Source organism: Rhizobium sp. 18065, assembly GCF_902706095.1.
Taxonomy (GTDB): Bacteria; Pseudomonadota; Alphaproteobacteria; order Rhizobiales; family Rhizobiaceae; genus Allorhizobium.
In genome coordinates this window covers 12,394-28,493 of the sequence record NZ_CACSJP010000021.1, presented here as the reverse complement: position 1 = coordinate 28,493, position 16,100 = coordinate 12,394, and the positions used below count along the sequence as shown (strand labels likewise).

The 16,100-nt window shown below is 60.8% G+C and carries 19 protein-coding genes; 8 read left to right on the top strand and 11 right to left on the bottom strand.

The annotated features are described in order from the left end of the window. Positions 1-304: 304 nt before the first annotated feature. The 5 genes from GVK95_RS24745 (at position 305) to GVK95_RS24725 (ending at position 4,094) form a co-directional block, all read left to right on the top strand. Positions 305-703: a hypothetical protein gene (locus GVK95_RS24745; RefSeq protein ID WP_159953345.1), complete on the top strand. Its 399-nt coding sequence runs from the start codon at positions 305-307 to the stop codon at positions 701-703. A gap of 19 nt (positions 704-722) precedes the next feature. Then, positions 723-1,226, top strand: coding sequence for an ImmA/IrrE family metallo-endopeptidase (locus tag GVK95_RS24740; RefSeq protein WP_159953344.1), 504 nt, complete (start codon positions 723-725; stop codon positions 1,224-1,226). 23 nt (positions 1,227-1,249) lie between these two features. Further along, positions 1,250-2,332 carry a hypothetical protein gene (locus tag GVK95_RS24735; RefSeq protein WP_159953343.1) on the top strand — a complete coding sequence of 361 codons (1,083 nt, stop codon included), beginning with the start codon at positions 1,250-1,252 and terminating at the stop codon, positions 2,330-2,332. A 109-nt stretch (positions 2,333-2,441) separates the two neighbouring features. Then, complete coding sequence (locus GVK95_RS24730; protein ID WP_159953342.1) at positions 2,442-2,948, top strand: histidine kinase; 507 nt, start codon at positions 2,442-2,444, stop codon at positions 2,946-2,948. A 240-nt stretch (positions 2,949-3,188) separates the two neighbouring features. Further along, positions 3,189-4,094 carry an NAD(P)-dependent oxidoreductase gene (locus GVK95_RS24725; protein WP_159953341.1) on the top strand — a complete coding sequence of 302 codons (906 nt, stop codon included), beginning with the start codon at positions 3,189-3,191 and terminating at the stop codon, positions 4,092-4,094. Positions 4,095-4,196: 102 nt separating this feature from the next. Here GVK95_RS24725 and GVK95_RS24720 read toward each other — a convergent pair whose 3' ends face one another. From GVK95_RS24720 to GVK95_RS24705, 4 genes are all read right to left on the bottom strand, one after another. After that, positions 4,197-4,601 carry a hypothetical protein gene (locus GVK95_RS24720; protein ID WP_159953340.1) on the bottom strand — a complete coding sequence of 135 codons (405 nt, stop codon included), beginning with the start codon at positions 4,599-4,601 and terminating at the stop codon, positions 4,197-4,199. A gap of 86 nt (positions 4,602-4,687) precedes the next feature. Beyond that, entirely contained in the window at positions 4,688-5,440 is a 753-nt protein-coding gene (locus GVK95_RS24715; RefSeq protein ID WP_159953339.1) for a hypothetical protein, read from the bottom strand. 206 nt (positions 5,441-5,646) lie between these two features. After that, the gene (locus GVK95_RS24710; protein WP_159953338.1) at positions 5,647-6,330 is read right to left on the bottom strand and encodes a hypothetical protein; all 684 of its coding nucleotides are present in this window, start codon (positions 6,328-6,330) and stop codon (positions 5,647-5,649) included. Between the two features lie 202 nt (positions 6,331-6,532). Continuing rightward, positions 6,533-6,883, bottom strand: coding sequence for a helix-turn-helix transcriptional regulator (locus GVK95_RS24705; protein WP_159953337.1), 351 nt, complete (start codon positions 6,881-6,883; stop codon positions 6,533-6,535). A gap of 461 nt (positions 6,884-7,344) precedes the next feature. On the opposite strand from GVK95_RS24705, the gene GVK95_RS24700 reads away from it, so the two are divergent. Continuing rightward, entirely contained in the window at positions 7,345-8,121 is a 777-nt protein-coding gene (locus GVK95_RS24700) for a hypothetical protein (protein ID WP_159953336.1), read from the top strand. Positions 8,122-8,126: 5 nt separating this feature from the next. Here GVK95_RS24700 and GVK95_RS24695 read toward each other — a convergent pair whose 3' ends face one another. The 4 genes from GVK95_RS24695 to GVK95_RS24680 form a co-directional block, all read right to left on the bottom strand. Next, a complete protein-coding gene (locus GVK95_RS24695; RefSeq protein ID WP_159953335.1) occupies positions 8,127-8,432 on the bottom strand; it encodes a hypothetical protein in 306 nt (101 codons plus the stop codon). Between the two features lie 82 nt (positions 8,433-8,514). Continuing rightward, positions 8,515-8,808 (bottom strand): hypothetical protein, encoded by a 294-nt coding sequence (locus GVK95_RS24690; RefSeq protein ID WP_159953334.1) that lies wholly within the window; start codon positions 8,806-8,808, stop codon positions 8,515-8,517. 489 nt (positions 8,809-9,297) lie between these two features. Continuing rightward, a complete protein-coding gene (locus tag GVK95_RS24685) occupies positions 9,298-10,452 on the bottom strand; it encodes a GGDEF domain-containing protein (RefSeq protein WP_244618887.1) in 1,155 nt (384 codons plus the stop codon). Positions 10,453-10,670: 218 nt separating this feature from the next. Next, a complete protein-coding gene (locus tag GVK95_RS24680; RefSeq protein ID WP_159953333.1) occupies positions 10,671-12,827 on the bottom strand; it encodes a PBP1A family penicillin-binding protein in 2,157 nt (718 codons plus the stop codon). Between the two features lie 309 nt (positions 12,828-13,136). Between GVK95_RS24680 and GVK95_RS24675 the strand changes: the two genes are divergently transcribed. Next, entirely contained in the window at positions 13,137-13,601 is a 465-nt protein-coding gene (locus GVK95_RS24675; RefSeq protein ID WP_159953332.1) for a YcgN family cysteine cluster protein, read from the top strand. Positions 13,602-13,658: 57 nt separating this feature from the next. Here GVK95_RS24675 and GVK95_RS24670 read toward each other — a convergent pair whose 3' ends face one another. Then, the gene (locus tag GVK95_RS24670) at positions 13,659-14,057 is read right to left on the bottom strand and encodes a RidA family protein (RefSeq protein ID WP_159953331.1); all 399 of its coding nucleotides are present in this window, start codon (positions 14,055-14,057) and stop codon (positions 13,659-13,661) included. Between the two features lie 178 nt (positions 14,058-14,235). On the opposite strand from GVK95_RS24670, the gene GVK95_RS24665 reads away from it, so the two are divergent. Beyond that, positions 14,236-14,826 carry a TetR/AcrR family transcriptional regulator gene (locus tag GVK95_RS24665; protein ID WP_159953330.1) on the top strand — a complete coding sequence of 197 codons (591 nt, stop codon included), beginning with the start codon at positions 14,236-14,238 and terminating at the stop codon, positions 14,824-14,826. Positions 14,827-15,423: 597 nt separating this feature from the next. Here the strand turns inward: GVK95_RS24665 and GVK95_RS24660 are convergent. Both GVK95_RS24660 and GVK95_RS24655 read right to left on the bottom strand, forming a co-directional pair. Continuing rightward, positions 15,424-15,747 carry a type II toxin-antitoxin system PemK/MazF family toxin gene (locus tag GVK95_RS24660; protein WP_159953329.1) on the bottom strand — a complete coding sequence of 108 codons (324 nt, stop codon included), beginning with the start codon at positions 15,745-15,747 and terminating at the stop codon, positions 15,424-15,426. Then, on the bottom strand, positions 15,744-15,977 hold the full coding sequence (locus GVK95_RS24655; protein WP_159953328.1) for an antitoxin MazE family protein: 234 nt from the start codon (positions 15,975-15,977) through the stop codon (positions 15,744-15,746). Before GVK95_RS24655 ends, GVK95_RS24660 begins: the two co-directional genes overlap by 4 nt. Between the last annotated feature and the right edge of the window lie 123 nt (positions 15,978-16,100).

The following is a 16,100-nucleotide window of genomic DNA, read 5'->3' as shown; positions in this document are numbered from 1 at the left end:
GGGTGTTGGTGGGGTGACATGCCGATTGCCGCGCCATCGTCGACCCGCACGCCTGTGTCGTCGTCCAGATCCTCGACTGACGGCCGTCACTACGAGGACGATCAGCCAGATGCCCGATGCTATGCCAAGTTTTTTGCTTGAGGAGGGAGATTGAGAATTGGGAGGAATGCAAGGAGACAAAAGTCGTGTCCATCGTAGCGAAGACCCTTTGCGTTCTTATGGCACTTTGGCATTTTATTGTGGGAACAAAAACCTTGGGGCAGGGCGAGAATCGTATTAACAAACTTGAGGGGATGGGCGCACTATGCGAAAATTATATGAGCTGCTCAAAATCGCGATCGGCGTGGTCGTCGGCGCAGGCCTTGTTGTATTTCTTAATGTAAATCTCCATCTATTTAACAGCGGAGCCGCTGTGCAGACGGTCGGTATGAGTTATGCCGACCTGGCGGCAATTAACTTGACCGTGGCCACAGTTGTATTGGGCGCTGTGGCGCTAATTGTCGGGGTAGTTGCCATATTCGGTTTCCAGATTATACGCTCGGAGTCCGTTTCAAACGCGGAAAAGCGTGTTCTGGAAGAGATGCCGGAAATACTGAGACGCGAGCTCGGGCAGATGGAGAAAAACGGTCAGCTGACCAGTGCTTTGGAACGGGCCATATACTCTGGTGGTTTGGAGGACGATGATGGAGGCACAGCCTCCTAGGAAAGTAAGGGGTCGCAATATGACATCAGCAACAAGAGAGTGGCAAAAAATCAATGAGACCGACCGGGAAACCGTGGCAAAGCATCTGAATGAGCTGCCAGTAAAGCTTGGGGCGCTAGCAAATGACCTGGGAATCGATGTGAAGCTCTCTTCACTCCCGCTCAACATATCTGGGCAAATTGCGAAAACTGCGACTGGCTTTGAGATTAAGATCAATAGGCATGAAAGCCGCCAGCGTCAGCGCTTTACACTTGCGCACGAGATAGCCCACTTCCTCATCCACCGTGACGTTATCGAGCGGATGGGAGGGACGCTTACGGACAACGTGCTTTACAGGTCAGGCGCGTCTGAAAGTATCGAATACGAAGCAAACCGCCTAGCGTCTCAGATTGTCATGCCTGAGCATGCCCTGAAAGCGGCGTATTTAAGGTTTGGCGAAAACATTAGCGAGAGCGCGGTCGAATTGCTCGCCGAACAGTTTGGGGTTTCGAAGGCTGCAATGGAAATTCGCATGGCGGCGTAGCGCTTGGAAGATGATGGTGTACGATGGCAGTCGATATTTCTGATTTGAACTATGTTCCGACGCTTGCTGTGCGGTCGAGCGAAATGAACGGCTTGGAGAGGCTGCCCGCGGCTTCGAAAGATCGACTTCAGCCAAACTTCTTACTGGCGCCTTGGCCCAACGCTGCTGAGTTGATGCGGGCTATCGACCGCATCAGCAAGGCGTTCCCAGCGCGTTCCTTCTTCTTGGATATCGATCGAGACTATCAGATCACGAATATTGACGTTCTGGGCCAGCAGCAATGGCTTGAGCTTCAAGACCCAGCAAACTGCTATGCAAACTGGGTTGGGTTCATAGAAACAGTTCCTAACGCAAGCCCGTGCCTTCAGATTGCGGGCCTAAGCCGCGTAGAGATTGTGAACCAAATTGCAGCATTCCAAGAAATGGGGAGGACATTTGCTCTCCGAATTGAACTTCAGCGGTTCCCTCCCAATTTGGGCGAGGCGATCGCGGCCGTCAACGAGGTTGGTTCGGCGGACTACGCAATAATCGTCGACGCTGGCTGGATTTCTGATACGCAGCCATCTCGTTTGCGTATTGCCAACCTTATTGCCACACAGCTTAGCGGCGTTGATGCCCAGATCCCATTTGTTGTCTCGTATACGACGATTCCAAAAGGCTTCGCTGAGGTCGAGGGAGTTGATTTCGTAGCTTTCGACAATCGTGAATTTCTCGCGGAACTCGTCCAACTGACAAACCGGCAGCGCATCACCTACGGTGATTGGGGCAGCACTAGACCCCGTGAGCAAGGCATTGCGAGCCGCCCGAAGCCGCGAATCGATCTTGCACTGCGTAGCGGTTGGCTATCAGCCCGAAACAAGCCTGAGGATTGGGACTTTGATGATGCTGCTGAAGTGATCATGAGTTCTCAGCAGTGGCAGCAGGTTAATGGCCTAGGAGTTTGGGGCGAGTTTATGATTCGCCAAACTGCGATCAGCCCATCGCTGGGAATTAACTCTCCGCAAAAGAACATATCTGCTAGGGTGAACCTGCATTTGCATATTCAGGCATTCTACAACGATGGCGATATTCGAGGGATCAACCTCGACGAGCAGTGGGAAGACTAACGTCTCCATTGCCAGCGAATATGTGTGGGCAGTAATGTCCCCCCATCTTCACCCTTCCTTCGCCAATCCCTGCTACACCCGTCCTTCCCACACCCCAGAAGGACTTCCGATGAAGAGAATGCTCGTCCTCGCCATGGCACTCGCCATCGCACCATTTTTCGCCCCCATCCATGCCCAGGCCGCCACGCTTGAATTCCCCAGCGATGCGCCGATCGCCTCGGTCACCATTCCAGACGGCTGGGATCCGAAGGAGACCATTTCCGGCATCGAGGCGACCTCGCCGGATGCGGCGATCTATTTCTCCATCGATGTCGCCTCCGATGAAACGATGGACAAGGTGATCGACGATGCGATCAAGTTCCTGACCGACAATGGCGTGACCATCGACGAGACGACCAAGAGCGATTCCGGCGATGTCGAGATCAATGGCATGACGTTTGGCAGCATCGAGTTCGACGGCAAGGATGCCGATGGCCCGGTCGAGGTTTCGCTCGGTTTTGCCTCGCCCTCCGAAGGCAAGATGCTGGTCGTCACCTATTGGGGCACCAAGGAAACGCAGGGCGCCCACAGCCAGGACCTCGTTGCCATCCTGAAGTCGCTGAAGCCGGCCAGCTGAGCCCGGCCAATTGAGCTGGCCGACTGAGTCCTGCCAAGTGAGTTCGTCCAAGTGAACTGGCCAAAAAACTGAAACGCAGTCTCGGGGCGCGGTCTTCCGTTCCCCGAGACTACGCCTCAACGCCATTCTTCCAGGCCGTTCTGCGCCACCGCCTATTTCCGCTTCCCCCCTCGCCACCGCCCATGCCCCGCGCTATGTCTTGCCCAAACCACGAGACGCCATGCATTGGGAGGAAACATCATGGGCAAGCGGATCATCTTTACCGGCGGCAGCGGCAAGGCCGGGCGCCATGTCGTGCCCTATCTGACCGGCAGGGGCCATGCGGTCCTCAATCTCGATCTCACCCCGCTCGATTGCCCAGGCGTCAACACTCTGCTGACGGATCTCACCGACAGCGGCCAGGTGTTCAATGCCCTGTCGCAGCATTTCGGCTTTGACGGCTTCGACACCGGCCATGGCCCGGCGAAAGTCGATGCGGTGGTGCATTTTGCCGCCGTGCCGCGCATCCTGATGAAGCCGGACAACACCACTTTCGCCACCAACGCCGTCTCGACCTACAATGTCATCGAGGCTGCGGTAAAACTCGGCATCCGCAAGGTGATCATCGCCTCAAGCGAAACCACCTACGGCGTCTGTTTTGCCGAAGGCGACAAGGATTACCACCAGTTCCCGCTGACCGAGGACTACGATGTCGACCCGATGGACAGCTACGGCCTGTCCAAGGTGGTGAATGAAAAGACCGCCCGCGCCTTTGCCATGCGCACCGGCGCCGACATTTATGCCCTGCGCATCGGCAATGTCATTTCGCCGGAAGATTATGCCAATTTCCCCGGCTTCCTCGCCGATCCGCCGAGCCGCAAGCGCAATGCCTGGAGCTATATCGACGCGCGCGACCTCGGCCAGATCGTCGATCTCTGCGTGGAAAAGGACGGCCTCGGCTTCCAGGTATTCAACGCCGTCAACGACACGATCACCGCCAACGAGCCGACCCGCGATTTCCTCGCCAAATGGGCGCCCAACACGCCGATCACCGGCGATCTGGATGGTTATGCAGCGCCTCTGTCGAATGCCAAGATCCGCGACGTTCTCGGCTTTCGCGAACAGCACGACTGGCGCGACGAACTGCCGGACGGCTCGATGGACTGAACATCGGGCCGGCAAACGCTTCGGCAAACGACAAATCAGGGCTGCGCCTTTCGGCCCAGTCCTGATCGCTCGTTTGCCGGTTTTCAGGCCGGATATGCGGTCTTACTGGCAAGCCGTCAGCCCGCCGGGATTGACGATTGCCGCGATGCCGACATGGGTGATCGTCGGGTCGTTGCGGGCCTGGAAGCAATAGACGTCGTTCGGATCCGGCGCTGCCACGACGCAGGAATTGGAGCCGTTGGGCACGACGTAATTGTTCAGGCCGTTGATCGAAAACACCGTCGCGTCGCCGGCCGGATGCGGCACCGGATGTTTCGACAGCACGATCGCGTTCTGCGGTGGCACGACTGCAAGCGCGGTGAAATTGGTGCAGGCGGGCGAAAACGCCATCTGCGCCGAGGCGGGAACGGCGGTTGCCATCACGGCGATCGCCACAATGGCGATGCCGCCGGCAAGCGCTAGACCGGTGGCGATCCAGCCGGTGGGCATGGGGAAGTGGGTGAACATTGCTGTCTCCTTCGTGTGGTGGTTTCAGGTTAAGGGATGGAATTCCTGTTGCTTTCGGTGAAATTGTCGGCGGTCTGCGATGGTCTTCATGGCCCTCCTTTGGTTGAAAATGTGCCATTGGCGTTGTAGGTCGCGGTCACGCTGCCAAAGCCGGTGGTGAAGTCGCAGCGGGCGGCCTGGCTCTCGTCATAGGCAATCACATTGCCGGTCGGCTGGTAGCCGGTCCTGACGAAATAGATCGGCTGCGGCGCGCAGGCCGTGGTGCCGTTCGGTGCCGGTGCGACGAAGCTCGACAGCACGATGTTTCCGTCGCCGGTCAGAACCGCTGTCCCGCAATAGAGTTCGGGCGCCGGCGTCGGCGTATAGGACGGCACGTCGATGCCGAAGCTTCCGGCCGCAAGGCTCGCCTGATAGGTGGCGGCCGAAAGCCCGAGAGGATCGAGCGAAAGCGTGGTGCAATTGCCGGGACTTGCGCCCTGCACGCCGCCCGCCACACCGGTCGACCCACCGCCAGACAAGGCGATCGGCTGGGCCGCCGCCGTGCTCGACACGAAAAACCGCGTCGCAGCCCCGATGGCATTGGAGACGATCAGCGCATTCGTCGGCGGCGGCTTCGGCGCCATCGTGGTCAACGCCCCGGCATAGACCTGAGCCTCGAAACCGAAGCTGATCTGCGCACCGCTCTGGGCCGAATTGCCCAGGCTCTGGCAGCCGAGACTGCTGGCGAAGATGCCGGCGCTGGCGATAGACGGCTGGAACGACGCCTGCTTTTGAAAGACGTGGAAATAAAGCACCGTCTGCGACAGGTTCCGGACGATGATCCGGTAGGAACTGGCCATGGTCTGCAAACCTCCGTGACGTGTCCGGATCGGGTGATGGTCTCGGCCTGGGTGCCTGCCGGGGTGGTTGCCTGGGTGACTGGCAAGACCGGCAAGGTTGCCAGAGCCGGCAGATGCGGATGAAGGGGAGGCGGCGTCTCGAACCTCCATCCGCACCGCCGGCCGGCTTGCCCGGACCGGCCAACATCGAGACCGGTAGGCTTGGCTCACTGCAGCTTGACGTCCCATTTGCCGTCGGCTTTCAGCGTCACATTGGCGGTGGTATAGCCGCCGGTGAAATCGCTCAGCGCTGCATTGACGCTCGACTGGGTGAAGTTCATCACATTGCCCGGCGTATAGGATCCGGTCTGCACGTAATATTTCAGGATCGGCTGGCAATCGGTGTTGTCGGCCGGATTGGCCTGGACGAAGTTCGACAGCACGATGCCGCCATTCACCGACACCGCCGAACCGACATTGTAATAGGGCGGCGAGGTGAAGCTCGGGGTGGTGATGCGGAACGCGCCCTCCTGCACGCCCGAGACATTGGCCGGCGGCGACAGGCCGAGCGTGGTATTGGGCCCGACGACGGTCGCCGTCGTCGCGTCATTCGGCTTGGCCGAAACACCGGCCGCCGGTGCCAGTTCGATGGGGCGGCTGGCCGAGGAGAAGCCCGACGACGAACCGACCTGCGGCGGCTGGTTCGATTGCTGGATGCCGGCATAGAATTGCAGGTTGACCTGGAAGGTCAGGATCGCGCCGCTATCGCCGAAATTGGCCAGCGACTGGGAAAACAGGCTGTTGGAATACACCTGGCCGCCGCCGGTATAGATCGCCGGTTGCTGGAAGAAGTAGAAATTCTGCGTCTGCGGCTCCAAATTCTTCACGTTGATCGTCAGCATGGTCGACATGGTCTCACCCTTGATTTGCGTTGCGGTTGCTTTGCTGTTGCGTTGAAGACAGAGGGGGACCAGCACCCGTTCAGCCCCTGGCGGAATGGATGTCGATGGCGTGTGGCTGATGTGCTGAACCCTGCACACATTCTGGTTGAGTTGAGATTTTAAGCAACCAATAGCTGTTGAGCTGTGGTTGCGATTGCGCCGGAATTTACCCTCAGCGCAAAGGCGCTGACGGCGGGATCGCCTCGAGCAGTTCGACCAGCAGCCGGCGGATCCGGTCGGGCCGTGCCCGCAGGCCGACGATCCAGCCGATTTCCGCCGCCGAGACCGAATTGTCTCGGTGCCAGTCGATCGTGCCGCGCCCGAGCAGCAGCCAGTCGAGCGACACATCGAGCAGTTCGGCCAGCGCGCAGGCGCTTTCCAGCGACAGATGGCCGCCATTCTGCCAGCGCGACACGGCGGCCGCAGACACATCGAGCTCGGCCGCCAGCGCCAGCGTCTTGTGAATGTGCCGCTGCAAGATCGCGTCGCGCACGCGCCTGCCGCGCGCCGGGTCATGGGACATGGCGGTTTCTCCCGAGGATTGCTCCTCTGAATCATAAGCAACTAATAGATGTTATCAATTACAAGAATATCATCTTAAAGTTGCACTTGATTGCAGTCGATTATTGCCCAGCCCGCCGCCAGCCCCCAGTTCCCAGCCTCCATGGGCCGGTACCGATGCCGACAGACGAGGTCGGCAAACACCTGACCTGTGGTCACCCGCTCTCATGCCTTGAGAATCATCCCCGCCACTGCCAGTGTTGCGCCGATGCTGAAGGCCCGGCAGCGCCGCCGAATTCGGCCAGAAATCTGCCCAAGCCTCAATCCGCACCAACCTCAAACCGCCCAAACCACCCAGCCGCCAAGCCGCCAAGCCGCCATGAATGCCCGCCCGCCATGAATGCCCGCCCGCCAGGAACGCCGGACTGCCAATGACCGGCCAAAAAGAAAACCGGACGACACAGAACGAAAGGCCCGACCGCCATGCACTTTCTTCGCGCAACGCCGATCCTGGGCGCCTTGCTTGCCCAGGCACTGGCAGCGCTCGTGGTCGCCGGCCTCCTTTCGGCGTTGCTGCCTGAGCTCGCCGGCCGCTTCGGCATCGATCCGATCATCTGGGGCGCGCTGGTCCTGCAGGCGCTGTTGTCGGCCGGCCTGACCCGGGGGCTCGGCCTTGCCGTCTGGTGGCAGTGGATCGCGTTCGCCTTTCCCTTCGCCGTGGCGCTGGCGCTCGCCGCGGGCTCCTTGCCGGCATGGCCCTTCGGCGTGGCCTTCCTGCTGCTCTACCTGTTCTTTTCCAACACGGCGCGCGAGCGCGTGCCGCTTTACCTGACCAACCGCGCGACGATCGAGGCGCTGCGCCGGCTGATGGCCGAGCGCGGCGCGACCCGCTTCATCGATCTCGGCTCGGGCCTTGGCGGCGTGGTGCGCGGTATGGCCGGCAAGGATCGCAACGCCGAAGGTTATGAGACCGCGCCGATGGCCTTTCTCATCTCCGCCATCCTGTCGAAGCTGACCGGCCGCGGCACCATCCACCGCCGCGACATCTGGTCGGCCGACATCACCGACGCCGACATCGTCTATGTCTTCCTCTCGCCCGAACCGATGCCGATGGTCCATGACAAGGCGAGGCGCGAGATGAAACCCGGCAGCCTGCTGGTCTCCAACAGCTTCGCCATCCCCGGCCTCGACGCCGACGAGATCTGGGACCTGTCCGACCGCCGCAAGACACGGCTGTATCTCTATGGGATGAAGGGGTGAGGGGATCAGTATCCGGCCCTGCGCCAACCGGCGGCGCGGGCCTCGGCTTCCGAGCAGAACCAGCGTTCTCCGTATTGCGGAGAGATCTGTGTCTTGTCATACCAGTGCTGACCCGGCACATGATAGATGCGCTCGCCGCTGTTGATACTGACATTGCCTCTGATCTTGCAATCTGCCGTCACGATTGCGGGACGCGATGGGGTCGCTGGGTTGGAAAGGGAAGGGGCCGCCATTTGCGGCAGCAATGCATGGCCGCCACTGCCCAGAAAGGCAGCCGCAGAACTTGCAAGCACAAGTATGGAAAACCGCATGTCCAATCCCCGAAGTACCTAGTCAGGGTTGTATCGGACAAATCCTGCTTTATTGTAAAAACGATTGCTAAAATACGATGCATCACGGCCGCGTGTCGTATGTCGCCTTTCGCCATCCGGCCGTGCGCGCCTCGGTCTCGGTGCAGAACCAGCGCTCGCCGCGATGCGGCAAAACCCGGGATTCGGCGTACCAGTACTGGCCCGGCACATGATAGATGCGTTCGCCGCTGGCAACGCTGATATTGCCTTTGATCTTGCAGGCCGGGTTGAGCGCGTTCGGAAGCGAGCCGACGCTCGGTGACGGCAGATACGCCTGGCCACCGGCAGCGAGGAACGCAATTGCGGCGCTGATAATGACAAGCGTTGGAAACTTCATGTTCCACCCCCGAACCACAGGCATTCGGATGTAACATTCGACCTCTGTCTTTCAGGTAAAAGAAATCGCTAAAATACCATATGTCTGGTGCGCCGATCCTCGACGCCGTCTGTTGGTTCTGTCAGTACGGGCGGCTTCCGGCCATGCCGCAGCCCGATGGCCGTGCCATACCCCCCCCCTCTGTCCTGCCGGACATCTCCTCACAAGGGGGGAGATCACCCGCCGCCGATTGCATGGGCCACACTGGTGGATCCCAGGGCCAGATTGGAGGGCCAGATCCCAGGGCCAGATCACGGGGCCAGATCGTGCAAAAGGCCAGCCTCGCGCAGATCTCCCCCGTGTGGGGGAGATGCCCGGCAGGGCAGAGGGGGGTGCCAAAAGGCTCTGGCTGTCCGGAGACAATAGGTGCCGCGCGTTGATCCGCCAGCCATCGCGGCCGCCGGCCTTGCCGCCTGACCGCCCGGTCAGGCAAAACCGTGATGCCGGCCTTCACGCCACATCCTGCGCCACCTGTTGCCGTTCGTTGATCCGCCAGCCGTTGCGGCCGTCGGCCTTTGCGGCATAGACGGCCTGGTCGGCGGCGTCGACGAGGGACTGGAAGTCGTCGTCGTTGAGGATCGTGCCGGTGGCGGCACCGACGCTGACGGTGACATGCCGGTTGCGGTCGCGGGTGAACTCGTGGGCAATGCCGAGCTGGCGCACCGAGCGGCGCACGGCTTCGGCGAAATGCCCTGCCTTGTCGGCATCGGTTCCCGGCAGGATGGCGAGAAACTCCTCCCCGCCCTGGCGGGCCAGATGCGCGTCGAGCGGCAGCGCCCGGCGCATGGCGCGCGCCACCCGTTTCAGACAGTCGTCGCCGGCACCATGGCCATAGCCGTCGTTGAACGCCTTGAAATGATCGACGTCGATGATCAGCACGACGGTGTTTTCCATCGCCTGCGGCATTTCCAGCCTGAGCCGCGAAAGCTCGCCATCGGTGCCGCGCCGGTTCGACAGCCGGGTCAGCGGATCGGTCACGGACAGCCGTGCCAGATCCTTGTTCTGCCGCGACAATTCCCGTTTCAGCACCTCGTTTTCCTGGCTCTGCAGGAAGTTGGCGATCGCTTCGCTTTCCAGCTGGTAGCTGACCAGAAGCGTCATGCCGACCGTCGGCAGATAGACCGCCAGATGCTGCAGCACGTAAAACCCGCTGCTGCCTTCGAGGAACCAGATGACGGAATAGTTGAGCACGAAGATCAGCAGGCTGGCGATCAGGCTGGGGCGAAACGGCGATGCGGCGGCAATGGTCACGACCATCTGGAACGAGGCGGCGGCATAGAAATAGCCTAGCACCGCCGGGTTGCGGCTCGACACCAGGATGAGACACCAGCAGACATTGCCGAGGATGGCGACACCAAGAGCCGCATGTTCCTTGTTAACGATCGGATGATCGCCGGAGACATAGCGCATCAGCACCAGCGCCACCGGCAGCACCACGCCGAAGCGCAGGCTGATTGCCAGCAACGTCACGTCGCCAAGCAGCAGGATGTCGAGCAGGATGCAGGCGAGATAGAAGATGCAGACGCCGATCACCGAGCTGAGCAGCAGCCGGGTCCGGGCCGGCGTGCGCAGGGCAAGAAATGCGTTCTGCTGGTCCGCTGTCATGCGAAGTCGCGGAAACAAGGTCGACCATCTCGTCATGGATGCACAATCACCGAAAGAAAATGCGTTGATCAAATCTGGCCTGATTCTTAGCCCAGCCGATTTAAGCATGGGTGAAGGATGTGTGCCGATGCGGGAAACCCGCCAGGATCGCTTGGACTATGATTAATGGCACCCTAAAAATGGGGTGTCGCCGCCGGACCGGTGGCAGTCCGTCTGTGTCAATTCAGGATGGATGCGCTTTGTGAAGGCCCAAGCGGCGCTGCCAGCCGCAGTTTCGCCGCAATATCGCGAATCAGCCGGGTCGATTGCGCCGACAGCGAGCGTGGCCGCACCATCGGCGGCAGGGCTGCCGGATCGTCGGCCGGCTTGGCTTCGGCCACGGCTTTTGCCGCATCCGGGCCGGGCAGGGGATTTTCGATGCCGGGGATCGGCTTCAGGTCGATGCCCTGATGGGCATAATCCATCAGCTTCTTGAAGGTCATCGCCGGTAGCGAGCCGCCGGTCATGTTGTTGGTCGAGGTATAGTCGTCATTGCCGAACCAGACGGCGCCCGTATAGTTGCCGGTATAGCCGACGAACCAGGCGTCGCGGTAGGCCTGGGTTGTGCCGGTCTTGCCGGCCGTGACGATGCCGTGATCGAGGGCGGCGCGGCGCGCCGTGCCGATATAGGGGATCTTGGTCATCATCTGGTTCATGTAGGCGGCCGCCTGCGCCGTCAGGATGCGGTCGGCCGGCTTTTCGTCGCGGTCGAAATCATAGAGCACCTCGCCCTGGTAGTTCATGATCTGCGCGATGCCGTGGCGGCGTGACTGGTAGCCGCCGGCCGGCAGCACGGCGTAGGCCGTTGCCTGGTCGAGCACGGTGACTTCCGTCGTGCCGAGCGGAATGGTCACGTCCTTGCGCAGCGGCGTCTCGACGCCCATCGCCTTTGCCGTTGCCATGATCGCGTCGATACCTAGCTTTTCCTTGGCCAGTCGCACCGGAATGGTGTTGATCGATTTCGCCAGCGCCGTCTCGATGGTGATCCGGCCGGCATAGCTGTTGCCGTAGTTGTGCGGGCTCCAGTTGCCCCAGGAGATCGGTCCGTCGGTGACCATGGTCGAGGGCGTATAGCCATTCTCCATCGCCAGCGCATAGGTGTAGATCTTGAAGGACGAGCCCGGCTGGCGCAGTGCCCGGGTCGCCCGGTTGAACTGGCTTTCGCCGTAGTCGCGCCCGCCGACCATGGCACGCACGGCGCCACCGCTTTCCAGCATCACCAGCGCGCCCTGGCGGACATTGTAGCTCTCGCCATATTCGCGCAGCGACGAGGCAACCGCTTCGTCGGCCGCCTGCTGCAGACCGGTATCGATCGTGGTGCGCACGACCAGCGTATGATCCTTGAAGCGTGCCGCGATCCGCTGCACCTCGTCGAAGGCCCAATCGAGGAAATAATCGGGCGCTTCCGCCTCGTCGCGATCGACCACGGTCGCCGGATTGCGCCTTGCCGAAACCACCTGGCCCTCGCTCATCAGCCCGCTCTGCACCATGTTGGTCAAAACGTCATTGGCGCGCGCGCGCGCCGCCGGCAGGTTGACATGCGGCGCATATTTCGCCGGCGCCTTGAACAGGCCGGCGAGCATGGCAGCTTCGGCGAGCGTCACCTCGGTAATGCTTTTGCCGAAATAGAATTGCGAGGCCGCCGCTGCCCCGAACGTGCCGCCGCCCATATAGGCGCGGTCGAGATAGAGCGACAGAATTTCCTTCTTCGAGAGGTTGGCTTCCAGCCACACCGCAAGGAAGGCTTCCTTGATCTTGCGCTCGATCGACCGCTCATTGGTGAGGAACAGGTTCTTCGCCAGCTGCTGGGTCAGCGTCGAGCCGCCCTGCACGACCGATCCGGCCTTGGCATTTTCGGTCATGGCACGGGCAAGGCCGAGGAAATCGATGCCGAAATGCTCGAAGAAGCGCCGGTCCTCGGTCGCCAGTACCGCCTTGATCAGGTGATCGGGCAGGTCGTCGATCGGCACGAGGTTTTCATGGATGATGCCGCGATGGCCGATCGTATTGCCGTAGCGGTCGAGAAAGGTGACGGCGAAATTGTCGTGATTGCGCCAGTCCTTCTTGGTTTCCTCAAGCGCCGGCTGGGCCAGCGTCAGGAGAACCACCATACCGGCCGTGCCGAGCGTCATCGCTTCGCCGGCCAGTTCGAAGCCAAGCTTGGTCAGCCCGCGCACCCGGAAGCGGCGGAAAAAGATGGTGATCTCTTCCCAGATCTCGACCAGGTCATAACCGGCATTCCACAGCGTGCTGTCGAGCCAGCTGTCGATCCGCAGGAAGAAATGCCGCTTCAGGCGGGGTTTCTTCCCCGGTGCTGGGGTGTTGTCCTCGGTCACCTTGGTCTTGCCTTTTTTCTCAGCCTTACATCAGGCAGATCGCATTTTTCGCGGCCGTGCCCGTCTGCCCCGTTGGATCGGGGCGTGCGGCCGCGCCAGCCTGACCCAAATCCCTGTGCAAATCCCTTGACGCGAAGGCCTGAACGGGTCAGGACCGGGGCGAGCCACGGGCAAATCGGCCTTTGCTGATTGATGGTCGATTTGGCCGCAAAGAACAAGAAGAATTGCATGCAGGGCGTTCATGCCAGCATCAGAACCGGCATCAGAACCAGTATGACAACAGGCACGAGAGCGAGCATGACAGGCGGCATGACCGAGACCCCTTACTGGAAGACGAAAAGCCTGGTCGAGATGAGCCTGACCGAATGGGAAGCGCTGTGCGACGGCTGCGGCCTCTGTTGTCTCAACAAGCTGGAGGACTGGGACACCGGCGAGGTGGTCTTCACCTCCGTCGCCTGCACCCTGCTCGACGGCAATACCTGTCAGTGCAAGGACTATTCGCACCGCCAGACGATCGTGCCCGACTGCATCCAGCTCACCCCCGACCAGGTCGACACCATCGCCTGGCTGCCGCCGACCTGCGGCTACCGCCTCGTGCATGAGGGCCGCGACCTCTACTGGTGGCACCCTCTCGTCTCCGGCGACCCCGACACCGTGCACCAGGCCGGCATATCGGCCAGAGGCCGGACGATTTCGGAGGACGAAGTCGATGTCGAGGATTTCGAAGATTTTGTCGTCGACTGGCCGCTGACCGTGGGCGAGACCGTGGAGTAGGGCGGGAACCCGCCCAATCCTCCTGGTCGTTTTCCGGCCTCCTGATCGTCTTCCGCCTTAGCCGGCCGTCGGCAATCGTGCGATCACCTTGATCTCGAAGTCGAAACCGGCAAGCCAGGTGACGCCGAGCGCGGTCCAAGTCGGGTAGGGTGCTGCGGGGAAAACCCGGTTCTTCACCGCCATGATCGTGTCGAACTGGTTTTGCGGATCGGTGTGGAAGGTCTGCACGTCGACGATGTCGTCGAAACTGCAACCGGCTGCCTTCAGTACGGCCTCTAGATTGGCGAACGCCTTTTCCACCTGTTTTTCGAAATCGGGTTCGGCGGAGCCATCCTCAAGGCTGCCGACTTGTCCGGAGACGAACAGGAAATCGCCCGAGCGGATGGCGGCCGAATAGCCATGCGCTTCATAGAGGGCGTGCCGGTTGGCCGGGAAGACTGCGTCGCGTTTTTTCATTGTCGGATCCTTTCGTGATCGCTTGCACACATCGCAGGGCCACCGTGAACTGTTGTGACTTCCCGTCATCAACGGCCAGTGATATACCCGGTGACATACGGTACGTATGTGGAATTGATATTCACATACGCATAGTATGTCAAATTCAAATACGCAACGTATGTGAGAAGGCGTCGCCATGGCTGCCAAGCGTCTGGAAAAGATGGAAGAAAATCGCGCCCGGCTGATCGCCGCAGCGCGCCGGGCCTTTGCCGCCAAAGGTTATGCGGCGGCGTCGATGGATGAACTGACCGCAGAGGTCGGCCTGACGCGCGGCGCGCTCTATCACAATTTCGGCGACAAGCGCGGCCTGCTGGCCGCCGTCGTCCACCAGATCGACAGCGAGATGGCGGCCCGCGCCAAGGCGGTTGGAGCCGGTCAAAAGGACGGCTGGCAGGCGCTGCTTGCCGAGGGTGTCGCCTATATCGAGATGGCGCTGGACCCGGAGATCCAGCGCATCGTGCTTCTGGACGGCCCCGCGGTCCTCGGTGACCCGTCGCGATGGCCGAGCCAGGACAGCTGCCTCGTCGCGACCCGGCAGGCGATTGTCGATCTCCTGGCAAAAGGCGTTCTGAAGCCCGTCGATGCAGAAGCTGCCGCGCGGCTGGTCAGTGGCGCCGCCCTCAACGCCGCACTGTGGATCGCCGCCAGCGAGTGCCCGCGCGACGTCCTGCCCAAGGCCATCGAGGCGTTTCGCGCGCTCGCCTCGGGGCTGCTGAAAGAGGTGTGAGCGAGGCGCGGGGCGGCGACTGTTCCGCAGGCTGACTGACGTCGCGATAGATCGTTGACGGATGAGAAGACGACAGTTCCGCTTTTCACAGCGATGCCAACGGAGCTTTGGGCGCTGTATGATCCACATCCTGATATCGGGGCTTCGTCGTCTGCTGGCCGCTGACGATATGCGAAGAGGTTGGGTAGGACGCTCAAGGGAGCCTACATTTCATTCTGTGCGCATGGCGAAGGTGAAATCATAGCGGAAAGCTTGGTTAGCCGTCTGACTTCTCCTGAATGTTGCGGATGCGAGTTGCAATCGATTTTATCTCCAGCCAAATGCCGAATATGGCGACCGGGATTCCGGGACATATTGTCAAAATGAGCACGAATGTTTGCTTATTAGTTGGGTGGGTAAGCACGTTGAGCAAAGTGATCGACGGAAGAAGGACGTAGATCAAAATCAGAAAGGCTCCTCCCGCGCTGACCGATTTTATCCAATTCACCAGTGTTAATTTTGGCAACGCCATTCGAAAGCCCCGTTCCCGCAGTTCTTTTGGCGGCGTATGTGGTGTGTCTTGCGTCCGCGCCTGGTAGTCTGTCGCTGTGTATCATCTCACCCCATCCCGAGAAACACCGCCATGCTCCGTGTGACGGTCAGCAGGGTCTCGTCGTCCACCCGTCCGATCACCGCGCCGATCCGCTCGCGCTTCACCGCCATGATCTTGTCCACCATCACCTGCGAGGGCTGGATGAGCCCGTTCTCGGTCGCGGGCGCCAGGTCAGGTCGCAGCAGCGGCGCATCGACAAGCGTGCTGGAAATCAGGAGGACAGCGATGGTGCCGGTCTCGGCAAAGGCGTCGGCCTGGACAATCAGGGCGGGGCGCGGCTTGCCGAAATCGCCGGATATCGCAACCGTGACGACGTCGCCGCGTCTCAAGTCTGATCCTCGGCAAGTCCTATTGTCAGATCGTCCAGAGCAGCGTCGAGCAGATCCTGCAGTTCGCGATCGCCTGCGTCCGCTGCTGCCACCTGCCGCGCCTGCCGCCGGCATTCCTCCGTGAAACCCGGCCGACGGGTATCCGGCACCCAGATCTGCACCGGCCGCAGTCCGGCCGCGCGCATTGCTTGTCGCCGCTTTTCCACACGTTTGCTGACAGGTGTTGCCATGGATCGATCTCGGGAGTGAGCATGTTACATGTAACACATTTCTGGCGACGCCGCAACGCAGTCGTAAGCATGGAGCAGAGGTCGGGGGCGATATGATTTGCGAACGTCATGCGATTGCATTAC